The following is a 19,278-nucleotide window of genomic DNA, read 5'->3' as shown; positions in this document are numbered from 1 at the left end:
CGAGAGGTGATCGATATGAAAAGGCGTAACTGGAATTATCTTCTGATTATTTTATTGGTCATTTCCGCATTCACTTTGATATCGGCCCAGTGCGATAAAGATAAAACTAAAGAAGGAGAGAAGGATATGGTTCAATCAACCAAAGGTAAATCTGTCTTTGAATTGAATAAAATGATTGGGAAAGGAGTAAATATAGGAAATGCTTTGGAAGCACCAGTTGAAGGTGCATGGGGAGTTAGAATAGAGGACGAATACTTCGAAGTCATAAAGAAAAGGGGATTTGACTCTGTAAGGATTCCCATAAGATGGTCGGCGCACATTTCCGATAAACCGCCGTACAAAATCGAAGAATATTTTCTCGAAAGGGTTAAACATATAGTAGATAAGGCACTTGAGAATAACCTTACTGTGATTATCAACACCCATCATTTCGAAGAACTCTACCAAGACCCAGACAAATATGGTGGAGTGCTGGTTGAAATCTGGCGCCAAGTTGCCAGTTTCTTCAAAGACTATCCTGAAACGTTATTCTTCGAAATCTACAATGAACCTGCGCAGAACTTAACAGGCGAAAAGTGGAACAAGCTCTATCCAATGGTGCTTGAGGTTATTAGAGAGAGCAATCCGGACAGAGTAGTTATCATAGACGTTCCGAACTGGGCTCATTACAGTGCGATAAGCAGTTTGAAATTAGTGAACGATAAACGTATCATCGTTTCATTTCACTACTACGAACCTTTCAATTTCACACATCAGGGTGCTGAATGGGTCAATCCTGTTCCACCAGTTGGTGTGAAGTGGAACGGGGAGGATTGGGAAGTAAATCAGATCAAAAATCATTTCAGATACGTTAGTGACTGGGCAAAAAAGAATAACGTGCCTATCTTTCTTGGCGAATTTGGTGCTTATTCGAAGGCGGACATGGATTCAAGAGTCAAATGGACGGAAACCGTGAGAAAAACCGCTGAAGAGTTTGGTTTTTCCTATGCGTATTGGGAATTCTGTGCGGGGTTTGGCATATACGATAGGTGGTCTGAAAAATGGATCGAACCGCTGGCAACCGCTGTGGTTGGGAATAATTAATAATTAATCCTTAACAATTAAGGAACTGGAGGGATTTAGATGAAAATACACGCGACAAGTCTTCCAAACATTCCATGGGAAGATAGGCCTGAAGGTTGTAGTGACGTTATGTGGAGGTACTCGAAAAATCCAATTATACGCAGAGACCAAGCCAAAGATTCGAACAGTATTTTCAACAGTGCAGTTGTTCCTTTTAAAGATGGATTTGCCGGAGTTTTTAGAGTGGACGACAGGCAAAGGAGGATGAATATTAGAAGAGGATTCAGCAATGATGGGATTCATTGGAAGATAGACGATAAGCCTATTGAGTTCATTCAAGAAACTCAAGACGAGATAGAAAGCGAATATAAATACGATCCGCGTGTGGTTTTTATCGATGACCGTTACTGGATAACGTGGTGCAATGGATATCATGGACCAACGATAGGTGTGGGATACACTTTCGATTTTGAGAAATTCTACCAAATCGAAAATGCTTTCCTACCTTTCAACAGAAACGGTGTTCTTTTCCCACGTAAAATCAACGGAAAATACGCAATGCTTAGCAGACCTTCAGATAACGGACATACACCTTTTGGCGATATTTTTTACAGCGAAAGTCCTGATATGGTACACTGGGGAGTTCACAGGTTTGTCATGGCTGCTGGCTATACACCTTGGCAGTCTTTAAAAATCGGAGCTGGACCTGTGCCAATAGAAACCGACGAAGGATGGCTGCTCATCTATCACGGCGTACTTCTATCCTGCAATGGATATGTTTACAGTTTTGGAGCTGCTTTGCTGGACCTTGATAAACCCTGGAAGGTGATAAAACGCTCGAAATCGTATCTCTTATCGCCTCAAACGCTCTATGAATGCGTCGGCGATGTGCCAAACGTCGTATTCCCTGTCGCTGCATTGGTCGATGCGGATACCGGTAGGCTTGCGGTATATTACGGTGGGGCAGACACGGTTGTTGCACTGGCATTTGGATATGTTCACGAAATAATCGATTGGCTGAAGTGTCAACCACCCACCACTGAAGTGGCGGGCTTGTAAAAGCCCTGGTTGACTACCCTCAGCTTTTCGGCTACGTTAGGCTGGTCACGGCACCATGGAATGCTGCTCAAGTTCCATGCCCTGCCGTCTGCTACTAAACAGTCCTAATGGGTAGGGACAGTGTGGCAGACACGACAAGCCAGCCTAACTTTGGGGATGAGCACCTAACTCCGATAGGAGGCTTACCGCATGGTATTCGTGATTTCAAAAAACGGAACGCCACTTATGCCAACTAAAAGGCATGGAAAGGTCAGAAGACTATTAAAACAAGGACTGGCAAAAGTAGTTAACAGAGAGCCGTTCACCATACAGCTTTTGTACGAAACAACAAGCTATACACAACCTGTCACAGTTGGGATAGACATAGGTTCTAAGACTGTAGGTGTGTCTGCTGTTACTGACAAAGAAGAAATATTCTCTGCAGAAGTCCAGCTTAGACAAGATATCAAAAAGTTACTACTTGAGCGCAGGCAACATAGAAGGTTCAGAAGATACAGAAAAACAAGATATCGAAAACCCAGATTTCTGAACAGACGGAAGAAAGATGGTTGGTTGCCACCGAGTTTGCAGTGGAAAGTAGATGCTCATGTGAGAATCATCAACAAACTTGGTAAGATAATACCGATAACAAAAGTCGTTGTGGAAGTTGCACCGTTTGATATTCAAAAAGTACAAAATCCAGACATAGAAGGAAAGAACTACCAAAACGATCCGCAGAAAGGATTTGCTGATGTGAGAGAGTACTGCCTTTGGAGAGCTGGATACAAATCTGAGCTATCTGGAAAAACTGGCATATTGGAAGTTCACCATATCATTCCAAGAAGCAAAGGTGGTACAGATGCACCGAGCAATTTAATAGTGCTAACGGCAGAAGAACACAAGATGTTGCACGAAGGCAAGATAAAGATACCTAAATCAAGATTAGAGCAAATAAAGGTGTTTAAGGACGCGGCTCACGTTTCAACGATTGGGTGGCACATAGTCAACAAACTCAGGCAAAACTACCATGTCGAAATCACGTATGGTAGTATTACAAAAGAAAGACGGGACATGTATGGACTTGAGAAGTCGCACAGAGATGATGCATTTGTGATAGCTGGTGGGAATATTCAAGAAAGAGCAAGCGAATGGTACTTCGGTAAATTCTTCAGGCGACAAAACAGGTCGCTTCACAAAGCCAATCCGATTAAGGGCGGGAAAAGACCAATTAACACAGTTAAGCAAGTGAGAGGGTTTAGAAGGTTTGATAAAGTTGAGTGTGAAGGCAAAATAGGGATTGTAACAGGTCTAAGGAGTAGCGGATACTTTTCGATTAGTGAGCTTAGTGGTGAAAAGATAAGCGATACTGTAAAGTATACGAAGCTAAGGGTTATTGAGAGAAGTAAGACACTGATGTTTGAAAGGATGGTAGAGGCTGCTTGGTCGTGACTAAAGTCGTGTGTGTCCGCAGCCAAAATTCCTATGAAAATTGAAGTCGAATATCAATGAACAAAAAAGTGGCGGTCTCCCGCCACTTTCAGATTGTTGACAAACCCCCACTTTTCGATAAACGAAAGGTGGGGTTTTATTATCGCCAATACAACTTTTGAGAAAAATTCTAATAAAACTTCCAAATTTTTGCCCTTCCCTGGACCTCCCTTCCCCTTTTTCCATATCCAATTCGCTAATTTTTTCATGTTAAAACATGTGCAAGTCAATAACACTTGCATGTGCACCTTTTCTATCCCCCTCAGCATCGTCACCCTCATACCGTGCTTCTCCTTCAAGTCCGCAAATACCCTCTCTATCGTCTTGCTTCTTTCTTTGTACAACTCTTTACATTCTTTCGTGTGCCTTAAATACTCTACTTCTTCCATGTATTCTTCCCATACATGTCGGGTGATTATCTTCGTGTGATTCTTACTGCTTGTACATCTACCTAAATCTTCACATTTCTCACATACCTTCGGATCCGATTTGTATTCTTTGTACCCTTTTCTGTTTGTTGTTGAGTATTCTAATATCTGCCCTTGTGGACATATGTAGCAATCGTAATATTCATCGTATACGAATTGTCTTTTTTTGAAATACCCTTCTTTGTGTTGTGCACGTGTGTATGGCATGCACGGGACTATACCTTCGTCCATCAATAGCTTACATATCGGTGGAGTCTTGTATCCTGCATCCAAAGCTGCCCTTTTCGATTTGCCAGCGTTCTTTTTTGTTTTATTGAATAAGTTCTCAAACACCATGCTGTCGTGGACATTTGCTGGTGTTGTTATACAGCTTAGTATTATCCCGTTCTTATCGCATGCTATGTGTGCAGAATATCCGAACTGGTGTTCTTTTTCATTTTTGTTTATCATCCCGCTATCTGGGTCTGTCGTGCTTATTTTTATTTCCTTCAGTTTTACTTTCTCATGTGTGAAATCCAAAGGCTTCAATCCGTGTTTTTGCCTATCTTTGTTTATTTCTTCTTCTAAAGCTTGTTTGTATGTCTTGGTTTGCTCCTCTACAAATACCTTCTCGTACTTTTTCTTGTTCGCACTTGCTTTGATGTGTGTTGAATCCATGAACACGGCATCCATATTTACCAAGCCATGCTCGATTGCTTGCTGCAGTATTTTGTTGAAGATTTGCTCAAACAAATCGGTTCCTTTGAACCTACGTTCGTAGTTTTTACTGAACGTGCTGAAATGAGGGATGGTATCAGAAAACCCGAATCCGAGAAACCATCTGTATGCGACGTTTGTTTGTATTTCCTTTATGGTTTGACGCATGGATTTTATGCCGAACATATATTGGATAATGGTAATTTTAATTAACACAACGGGGTCAATACTAGGTCTGCCATTATTGAGGCAGTACTTGTCTTTGACAAGGTCGTAGATGAAATCGAAATTGATGGCGGATTCGATTTTTCTGACGAGGTGGTCATGAGGGACGAGTTGCTCGATGGAGACGGATTCGATTTGTTCTCTGCGTGATTTATCTTTGTTGATGGTCAGCATGTATATTCCTCCTACTATTTGTGTAAAAAAAGAGGATCCTGTTTGGAAAGGATCCTCTTTTGAAGAGATTATACTTGAACAAGTTATACTTTGTCAACAGTCTGAAAGTGGCGGTCTCCCGCCACTTTTTCATTATCTTTTTCAATCATCCAAGCGCTCTTGGGTCGAATGCATCTCTGAGTCCGTCACCGACGAAGTTAAATGCAAGAACGACTACAAATATGAATGCGCCTGGAATCAGTAACCACGGAGCCTTTTCGAGTATGTAAACATCCTGTGCGGCAGTTAGCATATTACCCCACGATGCAGATGGTTCTCTAATTCCGAGTCCAAGGTATGAAAGACCTGCCTCACCAAGGATGTAACCTGGTATTGAAAGTGTTGAACTTACGATAATGTACGTTGCAAGGTTTGGTATGATGTGTCTCCACATAATACGTGTATCTGGGAACCCAAGCGCGATTGCTGCTTCAACATACTCTCTTTGTCTTTCCGCCAGAATTTGTCCCCTGATAATCCTTGCCCTACCGGGCCAACCAAGGAATGCAAGGATGAATATCAATAGCATGTACGTTTGTGAACTTGGAAGGTCTATGGGCAACACAGCTCTCAGCAGGAGCAACAGATAGAATCCTGGGATTGCCATTAAGATTTCACAGAATCTCATTATGACTTCGTCAACAATTCCTCCATAGAAACCTGCGAGAGCACCGAAGAAGAGTGAAAGCACCAGTGTAACAAACAAGCCTATGAATCCAATCGTCAGTGAAACCCTTGATGCGAATATGATTCTGCTCCAGACATCTCGACCGTATCTGTCTGCACCAAATATGTTGATAGAAACATATTCGTTGTTATCGTAGTTGTCTACGCCGAAGAGGTGATAGTGAAGTGGGATGATCCAGAATAGATATCCAACACGTTCCGGATCAGTACTATCAGGACCCCATGATTTGACAAACCATTTAACTGGATAGAATTTGTAGTCGTAGGAAACAATCTGTGCTTCATCGAGTGATATTTCATGTTCGTTGAAATCTGCATCGTAATACTTGATACCAACAAGGTCTTGTTCGAGCTTAACAGCCGTTAAGCGGTTCATTGCCTCTTGTTCATTCATGGCATAGAACCCAAACTTCCAACCCTCGTTTTGAGCGACGAATGACCTTGCTGTTCTTGATTCAGTTATTCTTTCGTTCTTGCCTTTTTCCAGGATGCTGTTATCCACACCAAAGACAAGAGCATCGACATCCTCAGTTTCGTCTTTGTACTGCACCCATTGACCATCAACTTGTGCATAAGCAATGGTTCTGACAACGAGCTTTATAGATTCAGCAAGGACAAATTTTTCATCAAGTTTTCTACCTTTTGGAAGGTACTTTGGAACAATCGTTCCGTCTTCCTTAATTTCAACCACATGCTTGTCAATCACTGCAAGCTCTGTCCCGTCTTTGAGTTTCAACTTAATCCTGCTTGGGAAAAGCATTGTCTTGAAGTTCTGTGTGTAGTCAAGCTTGTCAATATAGCTGACCTCAGGTAAAACATACGGCGACATTGTTGTCTTGAGGTCCGCTACGTTGTATTTCATCATTACTGTTGTTGGCTTCTTCAAAGAATGGTTGAGATTCTGTTTAAATGGATCATACGGTGCCAAAAAGTCTGCAAAAATCATTGCGATGTACATGATTATGAGAACCCACATACCAAACATTGCTAGCTTGTTCTTCTTGAAAGCTCGCCACATCAGTTGCCCACGCGTAAGGTAGACTTCTTCGAAGTCAATACTTTCCGTACTATCAGCTACATTTTCTCCAGTAACTTCTTGCTGAGGAACCTGATTGATGTTCTTCTTTTTATCTTCAGCCATATCTCAAAGCCTCCCTCACTACTTACTCGTATCTTATGCGCGGGTCAACCGCGGCAAGTAAGATGTCACCAACTAAGTTTCCTAAGACAAGCAATACTGTTCCGATAACGGTACTTGCCATAACAACGTAGTAGTCTTTTTGCAGCAAGGCTTGATAAGTCAACCTACCAAGTCCTGGCCATGAGAAGATTGTCTCAGTTATAACGGCTCCACTCAACAAACCTGAAAGACTGTAACCGAACATAGTGATTAACGGGTTGATGGCATTTCTTAAAGCGTGCTTGTATATAACAACCCTTTCGGGCATTCCTTTCGCTCTTGCAAATTCAACGTAATCTTCGTTGAGAACATCAAGCAACGAACCCCTCATGTACCTCATCAAACCGGCAAAACCACCGAAAGTCAAAGTAAAGGCTGGTAATTGCATCCTCCAAAAGATGTCTTTAAACGCATTCCATACATCGAGTCGGGATGTTTCCGGACTATACATACCACCGATTGGAAACCAACCGGTCCGCGCAGCCATGTACAAAAGCACAAGTGCAAGGAAGAAACCAGGGAGTGCAAGACCACTAAATGCTACAACTGTAAGAATCTTATCGGTAAGCGTGTACTTTTTTAATGCGGATACAATACCTAAAACAACGCCGATGATCCAAGAAAGGACAAAAGAATAAAGTGACAAAACAAACGTTCCAAGCAAACGTTCACCGATAAGCGAAGCAACAGGTCTTCGGTAGTAGAAAGAGTAACCGAAATCACCTCTAACTACCTTACCAAGCCAGTAGAAATATTGAACTATGGCCGGTTTGTCCAATCCAAGCTCTTTTTCCATAGCCTTCAATGTTTCTTGCGAAATAGAGGGATCAAGTTTGTACTGATCCAAAAATGTTCCAGGTGATAACTGAATGAGTGCAAAAACGATAATAGTTATTATCCACAACTCTGGCAGCATTATAATAAGTCTACGTGCGATATATTTTATCAACCCAGTTCACCTCTCCCTTTGTTTATCTAATGGTTACTCGACATACTTTGTTAATTTAACTTTCTTACTTTCCAAAAAGCCTAAAATCTAATAATGGGCGGGCGAGGCCCGCCCTCTCAACACAATCAGCTTAAATTATTGTTCTTTCCAGAGCCAGTCAAGGTTCCATGTTGTTCCACCAAGCATTGTTATCTTAACGTTCTTAATTGTGTTTCTCCATGCAAAGAGCCTGAGTGGGTTGACTGTGTAAATAAGCGGGAGATTTTCAGATGCGAGTTTCTGGAATTTCGCCCAGTAGTCTTTCACGACGTTGTCATCAAGGATCCTGACGTTTTCTGCGAATATCTTATCAATTTCCTTTTCAAAGTCTGGTAGCCAATAAGCATTTGGATCAACCCAGTCTGCTACCTTCGGTGAGAGGTTCCAGAAATGGAGTGAACCATCAATTGCCCAAACGTTCCTACCACCTTGTGGTTCATCGGAACCTGTCAAACCAATGATGATGGCATCCCAGTCACCTACGTTGAGCATTCTGTTAATAAGTGTGTTGAAATCGCCAGGAACGAATGTTATATCCATACCGAGTTGTTTAAGAGCTGCTGTTATGATGTTACCCATACCTTCCCTGACCGTGTTGCCGGCGTTTGTTTCAATAATGAATTTAACTGGTCTACCTTTGCTGTCGATAAGTTTTCCGTTCTTGTCCCAGCTGAAACCTCCGAGTTTCAGTTCTGCTCTTGCTTTGTTGAGGTCGTATGGGTATTTCACAGTAACTTTATCGTTGTAGTATGGCGATGCCATAGAAACTGGTGACCATTGTTCAACTGCAAGTCCGTTGAAGAGAGTATCTATCATCTTTTTCTTGTCCATCGCGTACGCAACTGCTTTTCTGAAGTGGACATTTCTGAACCATTCTCTCTTTGCTTCGTCTTTGTTGTTCCAGTTGAACGTTATGAATTGTGTACCATATGCTGGACCATAAGCAAGAACTGTGATATTGAATTTCTTTTCATTTTCTTTGAAGTAGTTGAATTCAGTACCTCTGAATTCAGTACCTCTTTGCGAGTAGATGTCAACTTCTCCCTTTTCGAATGCAAGTTTTTGAGCATCTTGCGAGGAGATTATCTTGTAAACTACTTCTTTAAGGAATGGAAGTTGTGTTCCGTCTTTTGTCTTTTTCCAGTAGTTCGGGTTTGCAACAAACCTTACGTATTGGTCTGGCACGTATTCAACAGGAATGAATGGTCCCAATCCAACGATTTCTTTCTTGTTGATTGCATCAACTGTCCAGAACTCTGCAAATTTCTTATTCTTTACCCAGCTTTCTGCCTTGTGTTTTGGGAATATGTACATTCCACCAAGGTATCTGAGAGCTAGCCTGAATGGCTCTGGGTAGTACATTCTGACAGTGTAGTCGTTGATCTTTGTGGCTTTTGGTAGATATCCGTTTGTACTTCTTATAACATCTTTGAATGAGCTTGGGATGTCAGGGTTTGTATAGATTTCGTTGAGCGTGAATACGACATCATCTGCATCGAATGGTTCACCATCGCTCCACTTTACGCCTTTTCTGAGATACCAAATAATTTCCATACCACCGTCTTTTGTTAGCCTTGGACCGTCCCATTTTTCCGCAAGTGCCGGGTAGAACTTTCCGTCGATAGCGGACCTTTCGATAAGTGTTCCACCCCAACTCATGAACATAGCAATAACATCGGATGAGCTTGTTTCCTTGGACACTGTGTCGTTACATGTTCTTGGACCGCTCAATGTTGGAAGAATGAGTGTTCCACCCTTCTTACCTGTTGCGTCGTAACCAAGGTAGTTAGCAAATGCAAAGAAAACAACAAGAGTTAACAAAAGCGACACGAGAACCTTCCTCATACCTACACCTCCCTTTTATCTACCAGGTGGCAAGCAACCTGGTGGTTTGAAGAAACAGATTTCATCTCTGGATATTCTTTCTCACAAATAGGCATTTTGAATGGACATCTCGGATGGAAGAAACAACCACTTGGTCTTGCTATCGGACTCGGAACGTTTCCCGTAAGGATGATTCTTTTCCTTTTCTTCTCAATTGCTGGGTCTGGAATTGGTGAAGCTGACAGCAGTGCCTTTGTGTATGGATGAACAGGATTATCGAACACTTCGTTTACATCTCCCATCTCAACAATCTTACCCAAATACATAACCGCAACTTGGTGGCTAATAAACCTAACAAGTGCAAGGTTGTGAGAGATGAACACATATGTCAACCCAAGTTCTTCTTGGAACTTCAAAAGCAAATTGACAATCTGAGCCTGAACAGAGACATCAAGCGCCGATGTTGGTTCATCTAAGTATATTATCTCTGGATCAACACTAAGTGCCCTTGCAATAGCTATCCTTTGTTTCTGACCACCGCTGAATTGGTGTGGATACCTATCCATGTGAAATGGTTTCAAACCAACCATTCTCAAAAGCTCTATAGCTTTTTGGTCAGCTTCTTCCTTTGAATTAACTATCTTATGGAACAACATTGGTTCTGTCAAAATCTGTCCAACCGTCATCCTCGGGTTCAAAGAACCAATTGGGTTCTGGAATACTATCTGCATCTTTCTTCTGAAAGGCAAAAGTTCTTCTCTCGACAATCTGGAAATATCAGTTCCCATTATTTCTATTTTTCCATCCGTTGGATCGATAAGTCTTAGCATGACTCTTGCCGTTGTTGTCTTTCCACATCCGGATTCACCCACAAGAGCAAACGTTTCGCCCTTCTTGACTTCAAAAGAAACGTCATCAACGGCTTTAACATCCGCAACATGCTTTTTGACAAGAAAACCTTTGTATATAGGGAAGTATTTTTTTAAGTTCTGGACTCTGATAACTACTTCATTACTTGGCATTTATATCCCCTCCGACTTCTACTGGGTTAAAGCATCTGACAAAGTGCCCTGGTTCAAGTTCTGCAAATGGTGGCAATTCTTTCGCGCACTTATCAAGTCTTCTTGGACATCTTGGCGCAAATGGACAAACTTCGGGAACATCTATCATTCTCGGTGGTTGACCTGGTATCGATTCTAATTTGTCTTGCTTTATGTCAACCCTTGGGATAGATTTCAAGAGCATATTGGTATATGGATGCATCGGCTTGTGGAACAAATCTTCTGCAGGTGCTAATTCCATCTGCCTTCCACCGTACATTACCATAACCCTGTCAGCCATTGCAGAAATAACCCCAAGGTCGTGGGTGATGAAAATTGTTCCCGTCTTCAATTCTTTTTGAAGGTCTTTCATCAATTCAAGAACTTGTGCCTGTATGGTGACATCAAGTGCCGTTGTTGGCTCGTCAGCTATAAGTATCTTCGGATTACAAGAAAGAGCAATAGCAATAACAACCCTCTGTTTCATCCCTCCACTAAACTCAAAAGGATACGAGTTCATTCTCTTTTCCGGTTCAGGAATTTGAACTTTCCTTAACATCTCAACTGCAAGTTTCCACGCTGTTGCTCTGTCAACATGTTGGTGTTGAATAATCGTTTCCATTAACTGGTCGCCAATCGTGTAAAGTGGGTTCAAAGATGTAAGTGGGTCTTGGAAAATCATTGATATCTCTTTACCTCGGATTTCGGTAAGTTCATCCTCGTCCATCTTTACAATATCTTCTTCTCTTCCACGGCCTCTGTATATAATCTGACCGTTCACAATTTTACCAGGATGGTGGATAAGCCTCATAATACTTCGAACGGTGATACTCTTGCCAGAACCTGTTTCACCGACAATTCCAAGAACTTCGTTTTGGGACAGTTCAAACGACACATCGTTAACCGCTTTTAGTACACCTTCTTCGAGATAAAACCAAGTGCTCAAGTTTCTAACGCTGAGAATGGGGTCCAAATCTACCAGTCCTCCTTCAATGCTGTATCTTTAGAATTCGATTTACTTTTTTAATTAAGAGTTTTAGCCCTGAATTTTCTCAGTTACACTTTAGGCGACAATAATGCATGTAGAAAGTCGACTAACATGTATTATACCACAATTTGGTTGTAACTTACAAGTTTCTTAGAATTGATTTTTTTAGACAAATGGGAACATTTTGCAATAGTTTTTTTCAAAAAATGGCACTTATTCTTTATCAAAAACAAGTATGCTTGTTGTCTGCTCATCTATTAGAAGAACTATTAACTTGATTTTTGTTGTGTAAGAAGCTGCACAGTTAGTGTAAGTTTTCTGAAAACATCGTCACGAATATCCCTGATATCACCAAATTTGCTACTGATTTCCTCCTCGAAGACGGGGATTCTAACAACTCCGCCAATAGTTCTTACTTCCAAGAAATACGTAGTTGCTGCATCCTCGCCTGAAAGTGTTGAAAAGAGGATTCTGTCTTGGACTACGCCTGCAGAAATAATCGATTTCAACGGCAAAATATTGTATCCAACCATATGAAAACTCTTATTGAGTATATTAAGCCTGACCTCAGTAACATAAAGTACGTTGTTAGCGGTTGAAAGTACAACGTAGTAAACAGGATAGAAATACTTTGTTACTCCGCGCCTTGATTTTGCATAGTATTCACTTTCCATCCATGGCCGGAATGAAAGAAATTCACCAAGAACAGAATGTCCCTTCTCTCTGATTTGGTTTACAACAATTGTCTTCAATTCTTCGATGTTTTTATCGTATCTGGAAGTTGGAACAAAACTAAAAAGATAAGCGATGATTTCAAAAATACCGGACGCAATTAAGATGATGCTGAGACCTATTCTCGTAAAATCAACGATCGTCATGTAGTCTTTGAGTATCGATACAAAAGAAAAATCCAAGTAAAGAAGAGCAACCCCCACAGCAAGCGTTAAAGCGTAACCAATTGGGAACTTTTTGAAGAAACTCTTGTCCGTCTTTTCGAGCATATGTATCCCCCTACTTTTAGTTTTTTCGGCTTGTTTACTCTTCTACATTCTTCAAAAATTCTTCGTACTTTCTATCGATTTCTTCTTTCTGTTTTTTGATCGTTATAAGCTTTTCCCTGGCTTTCGTGAGTAGAAGTATGGCCTTCGCGTAAAGTTCTATCTGTTTTTCAATATCGAGTTCTGAAGAGATAAAGTAGTTCTTAATTGTATCAATAAGTTCCATGAGTTCTTTGAAAGTGAGTTTGTTGATCTCTTCTTCAGCCAACGATAATATTTTTTCAATGTCGTACGTTTCCGCTACTTTCATGTTTATATGCCCTCCTAACAAAGTTTTGGGATTTAAAATATCAAATCACTCTTGAAGTTACCTGACCATCTACAAAATTGACCTTCACAATGTCTTTACTTTTTATTTGCTTAACGCTGCTAACTATCTCGCCATCTTTTGTAACTAACGCTCCACCTACAGACAGTGCTCTCAAAGGGCCTCCAATAGTCTCAAGCTCCGCTCTAACTCCTTCCGTTTTGTTGTAAAAAGCTATGTAGCTTTTGTCCATAAGGGTAGATATGTTTTCAAAGGTTTTCACTTCGTTAATCTTTCTTTCTAAGTTCACTGTTAGTTGTTTACTAATCGTACTAAACGAATTGTCTACAAATTGCCCAAATTCAGAGAGTCTCGAGTCCAAGTTCCTCGAAACATTGGTTGCAAATTCTACTGAAAGCCTCTTCTCCAAGTCGGAGATATTTATCTTGCTTACAAAATACTTAGCGTATTCTTTTATATCACGAACCGATCTTACTAAATTATTTTTGAAAGAATCACTCAGGAAACCAAACGTTCCAGACTGCAACTTGCTTTCTGTTATATCAACAATAGCTCCTAGTTTTTGACTTAGTTCGTTATAACTCCTCTCCATGTTGTCAATGTAAGTTTTCAACTGGTTGGAAATTTCTTTTGCAACAGCTGTCGGAGTTGGGAAGCGTCTCCAGGCAACGTAATCGGCAACAGTCTCGTCCTTTTCATGCCCAATTCCTGTTAAGACAGGTATGTACTTGTTCATGTACGCTATTCGAACAGCGAGTTCGTAGTCGTCGAAGAACATCAAGTCACTTGGTCCCCCACCACCTCTGATTATCGCTATCACATCGTACCTCACGTTGTTGGTCCTACAGAAAAGCTCGATCCTGTTCATCGCTGCAATGACTTCCTGCGCTGTCGATACACCTTGCATTGAAGATTCGTAAAGGTGTATCACAGGCCGATAGGTTTCTGGAACCAAAAGGTTCGAAAGAAAGTCGAAGTACCCCTGAGCGGTTTTTGAAGTAATCACAGCAATCAATTTGATGGGTTCGAGTTCTGAAAGTTCGTGAGTCACTTCCATGAGCAATCCTTGCTTTCTCAACTCTTCTCTTATCTTTTGTCTTCTTCTTAATATATCCGACTCACCTTGCGGTGCAATGGAATCAGCCCAAAAGCTGAACTGAAACCTGTCTGGATAAAAAGAAAGCCTGCCTTGAAACTCCCATTTTTTGTGCTCCAAATCGTTTATACTTTTAACTCCAAAAGCATAAAGGTATGACATTATACCTTTCAAAAGGTGTTTCCATACAACAACGGTGAGCTCAAACTTCTTTCCATCTTCACCTTCTTGTGAAACAGTGATATACAAAGTACCATTGTACGGTTTCACCTTTACAACATCGGCAACGAATCTGTACCTTTGAGAAAGAATATTCGTTTCTTTGAGCCTGCTATGGATATATTCAACAAAATCCCTAAGTGTTTCGAAATTCAAAGATTCATTGGATTGGAATCTTAAGTTCTCCATCGCTTCCCACCACGACACTCAACTTTTTCATCTGTCCTTTGGAATCCAAGATTTCAAATTTCCACTCACGTTCTCTTGTCACGTACTTACTATTCAAGGTCTTGACTTCTACGTATCCGTCCTTCACTGTGACCTGTTTTAAGTTATAGACACCTTTCTTGTAATCAAACGTGCTACCATCATCTTCGTAGAGGTATCCAGTTACCTTTGCGCGCTCCGATGTCCTGAAAACTTTCCAGACTATCTTATCCACTTTAGATAAGTCAACGTACTGCGTTGGTTCAATCGTAGGAATGGCTGAATTCACTATTTGAAACGCCGGTATATATTCAATAGGAGTATCTACAACATTCCAACCCTTTTTGTAGACTTTGTTATCGAAAATTCCTATACTTGTTTTTGGTAACCAAACGACACGCTTTTGAACGTTTGGTCTGTACACTGGAGCAACCAAGATGCTATCACCAAATAGGTACTCATCCTCTATTCCGAACGACTCTGGTTGTTCAAAATCGTAGAACAGAGGTCTCATGAGTGGTTTGTCTTTAAGAACACCAATCATGTACTGTGTGTAGATGTACGGAATCAGCCTATATCTCCAGTTTATTACTTCTTTGAGAATTGATTCGGTTTCAGGTCCAAATTCCCAAGGTTCTTGCCTTCTTGTTCCGATAGCTGAGTGATTTCTGAACATCGGCGTGAACAAACCGAATTGCATGAATCTGATAAGCAATTGTGCATTCACATCCCCACCAAAACCACCAACATCACATCCGCTATAAAACACGCCAGCAAGGCTTAGAGAATTGAGCCTCACTATTTCCTGAAGGATGTGTTCCCACCAACTGTGGTTATCTCCAGTCCACACTCCTCCAAATCTCTGGATACCGGAGTAAGCTGAGCGTGTTAATAAGAAAGGCCTTTTGTTTTCTTTTTGAAGCATTTCGGACGTAGCACGCACCATGTTGAGACCGTACACATTTTTCACTTTCCAGTGCGGAGTTCCATCAAGGTGTACAATGTCATCGCCATGTCCCCTGCGCCCTATTTCACCTATTGTTCCCAGTAAACCAGCAAGGTTGATGCCGTCCTCTAACTTCGCTTCTTTCAGTTTTTCTCTGGCCTCTTGTAAATCCTTTTCCGTTGCGAATATCGCAATTTCGTTCATATCGTTCCAAAAACCATCTACGCCATCGTCCAAGTATTTCTTTGCATTCTTTGCCCACCAATTTCGAACGTTCTTATTTAAAAAGTCAGGGAACCTAACCCTACCAGGCCAAACCGCACCTTCAAAATCTTTCCCCGAAGGATCCTTTAAAAAGTACTTGTTCTTTCCTTCTTCGAACACAAAATACCCTTCTTCCACCCTCACTCCGGGATCGAGGATCGATACCACCTTAAATCCGTCTTTATGTAGTGATTCTAGCATCTTTTTGTAATTTGGGAAGTTCTTTTTGTTCCAAGTGAACACTTTGTACTTTTCCATATAGTCTATATCAAGATAAATCACGTCGCAAGGGATTTTTTTCGCTCTAAACTTCTGAGCGATATCTAAAACTTCCTTTTCACTGAAGTAGCTCCATCTGGATTGCTGGTAACCGAAAGCCCAAACTGGGAAGGCTATATTCTTTCCGGTCAATTTAAGATACTGCTCCACGATTTTTCTCACTGAATTTTCGATAATTATGTACTGAACAAACCCCTTACCTTTTGATCTGAAGGTTAGAGTATTATCGTTATTCGAGTTTACGTCTATTTCTAAATATCCCGGGAAGTCCGTGAAACAGCCATATTTGGTTTTCAGATCCTTTGAGACGTATATATAAAACGGGAAGGATTTGTAAAGAGGGTCTGCACTCGGATGGTGTGTGAAATTATCGGTATTCCAGAACGTGTACTTGCGCCCATTCCTATCAAGGGGACCGACCTTATCACCAAATCCGAAAAAGTACCCGTCTGAGTCGTATTGCCTTTTTAGAACAAAAAATACCTGACCGTTGTACTCTTCAGTTTGTGCTTGAAAATCTCTGAATAAGGAAATAAATTCATCGGATTTTGATAAAGGTATTTTGTTAGTGAACCTACTCAGCACCGCACTACTTTCGATGTCTGGTTCTCCGTACACGAGTTTGTATATCAATTTCAAAACCTCCCACTTTTCGTCTGTTTACCTGATGTCTTATATTCCCCGATACTCAAACCTCAAAAATCATGTTGTCTATCAACCTTGCCTTACCAACAAAAACTGCAAGAGCCACAATGACTTTCCTCTCTATTTTTTCAACTGGTCGCAACGTTTCTTCATCAACTACCTCTACGTAATCAACCTTTAAAAGTGGATGGTCAAGTATTTTTAACATTTCGCTTTTTATTTTCTGTACATCACGTTCCCCAGATTCGATAAGCTCTTTAGCTTTCAAAAGTGATTTATACAACCTCGTTGCTTCTTTTCTTTCTTCTGGATTTAAATATACGTTCCTCGAAGACATAGCCAGCCCATCTTCTTCCCGAACGATGGGCATCTCTATCATCTCAACATCCATATTCAAATCCCTTACCATTCTTTTCAAAACTCTGAACTGCTGGGCATCCTTTTGACCGAAATAAGCCTTCGTTGGTTTCACTATGTTAAAAAGCTTTGTCACAACGGTACAAACTCCTCTGAAATGCCCAGGCCTACTTGCACCGCACAGATACTTTGAAAGTTCAACTTCCTCGACGTATGTTGAATACATAGCTGGGTACATTTCCTCAACGGATGGATTGAAAACATAGTCTACACCTATGGGCTCCAGCAATCTCAAATCTCTCTCGAGGTCACGCGGATACCTGCTGTAATCCTCATTTGGTCCAAACTGTGTCGGATTGACAAATATACTGACAACAACAACATCGTTCTCCTTGCGTGCGGCTTCCACCAAACTCAAATGTCCTTTGTGAAGATATCCCATTGTAGGCACAAAACCTATACTTTTGCCGCTTTTCAAGATATCGTTCACTATCTTCTTCATTTCCGCTATTGTGTGAACAAGGCGCATATTTTCGCCTCCTTCCATACGTTCGCAAAAACATCTCGAACAATCGATATTCGATATTACCGCCGCATATTGGCGTGCGTTTTATTACACCGTTTTTAATGTTTACCTAGCCCTTGCATACGTATTGCGTTCTGTCCTGTAAACAAGACCTTTGAGCTCCAAAGTCGTTAAAATGAGCATAACTTGCGAGATTGGGACATTTAGTTTTTCTGACATTTCTTCTATTGTTACCTCACTTTCAATGGCACCGAAGATTTGAGCTTCATCATCCGTCAGTTCAACTATCTTTCTGTGGTCTTTAAAGCCGTAGTATTCAAGTATATCAGAAGGTTCGGTTGCAACAAAGGCTCCGCTTTTAATAAGGTAATTTGTCCCCTGAGAAGTTGTTCTAAAGATATCTCCTGGAACTGCAAAAACATCTCTTCCTTGTTCAATAGCGTACTTTGCCGTTATGAGCGCACCACTTTCAACACCAGCTTCGGTGACCAATACACCTACCGAAAGACCAGATATTATTCTATTTCTCTCTACAAATGTGAATTTCTTAGGCGATTCCCAAGGCAGATATTCGCTAACTACGCACCCGTTATCTATTATTTGTTCGTAAAGCATCTTATTTGATTTAGGATACACCACATCCACGCCACATCCAAGCACAGCAATGGTAGGTCTGTTCAACCTTAAAGCACTCGAATGTGCTATGGTATCAACTCCGTAAGCCATACCGCTCACGATTACAAAATGTTTTGAAATTTCGCTAACAAATCTTTCTGTTACCTGTTTGCCGTAGCTAGTCATCTTACGCGTTCCAACAACTGCGAAAAGATTATACGACAAATACTCCCATTTACCTTTAACAAATAAACATACCGGTGGGTCCGGTATGTTCTTGAGCAAATCTGGATATTCATCATCCCAGTAAGTCATCAGCCTAACGTCCGATTTTTTCAGGTAACTTTTCAATTTCCCTACCAAGTCGAGTAAAACAGAGGAAGAGTTTGCCGACTCTTCGAAAAGTTTTGTGTCGTATTGCAGGTATTCTTCTATCTCGGATACTTTTTTTCTAAATACTTTCGAGAACGCAACAATATTTACCGAAGTATCAAAATCTAGCCGCATTCCCTATCCCCCGAGTTATCCACGCGTTACTAAAACGCGTTACTAAAATAAGTAGAAATTAAACTCATCTTAAAATACAGAAGCATACTAATTGCCATTGGCACGCTGGCTAAGTATCTCTTTAATTCTTTCTTCCACACCTGATTTTTTACCTGGCAAACATTTATCTGGTTTGTCACCTTTCACTATGGCTTTTGCATATCCTTCACATCCAGGGTAGCCACAAGCACCGCAATTTATCCCTGGCAACGCTTCTAAAATAAGCTTGACCGTTGGGTCTTCTTCAACTTTGAACTTCTCTGAAACGTACGACAGAAACAAACCGAATGCAAAACCGAGTCCTCCAAGCAGGACTGCTGAGTAAACAACCACCACACCGTTCACCTCCGAAAGTATGTGAAATAAAAATCATAACCATTCAAAAATGAAAGAAA

At 41.0% G+C, this 19,278-nt stretch carries 16 protein-coding genes; 3 read left to right on the top strand and 13 right to left on the bottom strand.

Features of this window, described 5'->3' with window-relative positions; genetic code table 11:
* Positions 1–15 precede the first annotated feature (15 nt).
* The 3 genes from CBS1_RS06620 (at position 16) to iscB (ending at position 3,549) form a co-directional block, all read left to right on the top strand.
* Entirely contained in the window at positions 16–1,083 is a 1,068-nt protein-coding gene (locus CBS1_RS06620) for a glycoside hydrolase family 5 protein (protein WP_090223359.1), read from the top strand.
* Between the two features lie 39 nt (positions 1,084–1,122).
* Positions 1,123–2,121 (top strand): glycoside hydrolase family 130 protein, encoded by a 999-nt coding sequence (locus tag CBS1_RS06615; RefSeq protein WP_090223361.1) that lies wholly within the window; start codon positions 1,123–1,125, stop codon positions 2,119–2,121.
* A 189-nt stretch (positions 2,122–2,310) separates the two neighbouring features.
* Positions 2,311–3,549: an RNA-guided endonuclease IscB gene (gene iscB / locus CBS1_RS06610; protein WP_128998130.1), complete on the top strand. Its 1,239-nt coding sequence runs from the start codon at positions 2,311–2,313 to the stop codon at positions 3,547–3,549.
* Between the two features lie 53 nt (positions 3,550–3,602).
* Here iscB and CBS1_RS06605 read toward each other — a convergent pair whose 3' ends face one another.
* The 13 genes from CBS1_RS06605 to CBS1_RS06545 form a co-directional block, all read right to left on the bottom strand.
* Positions 3,603–5,111: an IS1182 family transposase gene (locus CBS1_RS06605; RefSeq protein ID WP_128998129.1), complete on the bottom strand. Its 1,509-nt coding sequence runs from the start codon at positions 5,109–5,111 to the stop codon at positions 3,603–3,605.
* Between the two features lie 145 nt (positions 5,112–5,256).
* The gene (locus tag CBS1_RS06600; protein ID WP_090221790.1) at positions 5,257–6,978 is read right to left on the bottom strand and encodes an ABC transporter permease; all 1,722 of its coding nucleotides are present in this window, start codon (positions 6,976–6,978) and stop codon (positions 5,257–5,259) included.
* A 22-nt stretch (positions 6,979–7,000) separates the two neighbouring features.
* Positions 7,001–7,966, bottom strand: coding sequence for an ABC transporter permease (locus CBS1_RS06595; RefSeq protein WP_090221788.1), 966 nt, complete (start codon positions 7,964–7,966; stop codon positions 7,001–7,003).
* Between the two features lie 135 nt (positions 7,967–8,101).
* A complete protein-coding gene (locus CBS1_RS06590; protein WP_090221786.1) occupies positions 8,102–9,850 on the bottom strand; it encodes an ABC transporter substrate-binding protein in 1,749 nt (582 codons plus the stop codon).
* Between the two features lie 2 nt (positions 9,851–9,852).
* A complete protein-coding gene (locus CBS1_RS06585) occupies positions 9,853–10,851 on the bottom strand; it encodes an ABC transporter ATP-binding protein (RefSeq protein ID WP_090221784.1) in 999 nt (332 codons plus the stop codon).
* Positions 10,841–11,842 (bottom strand): ABC transporter ATP-binding protein, encoded by a 1,002-nt coding sequence (locus CBS1_RS06580; protein ID WP_090221783.1) that lies wholly within the window; start codon positions 11,840–11,842, stop codon positions 10,841–10,843. The genes CBS1_RS06585 and CBS1_RS06580 overlap by 11 nt, the downstream gene beginning before the upstream one ends.
* Positions 11,843–12,126: 284 nt before the next feature.
* Positions 12,127–12,858, bottom strand: coding sequence for a hypothetical protein (locus CBS1_RS06575; RefSeq protein ID WP_033192311.1), 732 nt, complete (start codon positions 12,856–12,858; stop codon positions 12,127–12,129).
* A 34-nt stretch (positions 12,859–12,892) separates the two neighbouring features.
* Positions 12,893–13,165 (bottom strand): exodeoxyribonuclease VII, encoded by a 273-nt coding sequence (locus CBS1_RS06570; protein ID WP_176759468.1) that lies wholly within the window; start codon positions 13,163–13,165, stop codon positions 12,893–12,895.
* 40 nt (positions 13,166–13,205) lie between these two features.
* Entirely contained in the window at positions 13,206–14,687 is a 1,482-nt protein-coding gene (gene xseA / locus CBS1_RS06565; RefSeq protein WP_090221781.1) for an exodeoxyribonuclease VII large subunit, read from the bottom strand.
* A complete protein-coding gene (locus CBS1_RS06560; RefSeq protein ID WP_090221780.1) occupies positions 14,659–16,827 on the bottom strand; it encodes a TIM-barrel domain-containing protein in 2,169 nt (722 codons plus the stop codon). Before CBS1_RS06560 ends, xseA begins: the two co-directional genes overlap by 29 nt.
* Before the next feature lie 55 nt (positions 16,828–16,882).
* Complete coding sequence (gene panC / locus CBS1_RS06555) at positions 16,883–17,725, bottom strand: pantoate--beta-alanine ligase (protein ID WP_090221779.1); 843 nt, start codon at positions 17,723–17,725, stop codon at positions 16,883–16,885.
* 102 nt (positions 17,726–17,827) lie between these two features.
* On the bottom strand, positions 17,828–18,844 hold the full coding sequence (gene dprA / locus CBS1_RS06550) for a DNA-processing protein DprA (protein WP_090221777.1): 1,017 nt from the start codon (positions 18,842–18,844) through the stop codon (positions 17,828–17,830).
* Between the two features lie 87 nt (positions 18,845–18,931).
* On the bottom strand, positions 18,932–19,219 hold the full coding sequence (locus CBS1_RS06545; RefSeq protein WP_033192306.1) for an RnfABCDGE type electron transport complex subunit B: 288 nt from the start codon (positions 19,217–19,219) through the stop codon (positions 18,932–18,934).
* Between the last annotated feature and the right edge of the window lie 59 nt (positions 19,220–19,278).

Origin of the sequence: Fervidobacterium changbaicum, assembly GCF_004117075.1 — a bacterium.
Classification (GTDB): Bacteria; Thermotogota; Thermotogae; order Thermotogales; family Fervidobacteriaceae; genus Fervidobacterium; species Fervidobacterium islandicum.
Note: the sequence above shows the minus strand (reverse complement) of the source record. Positions and strands in the feature narration are given on the sequence as shown.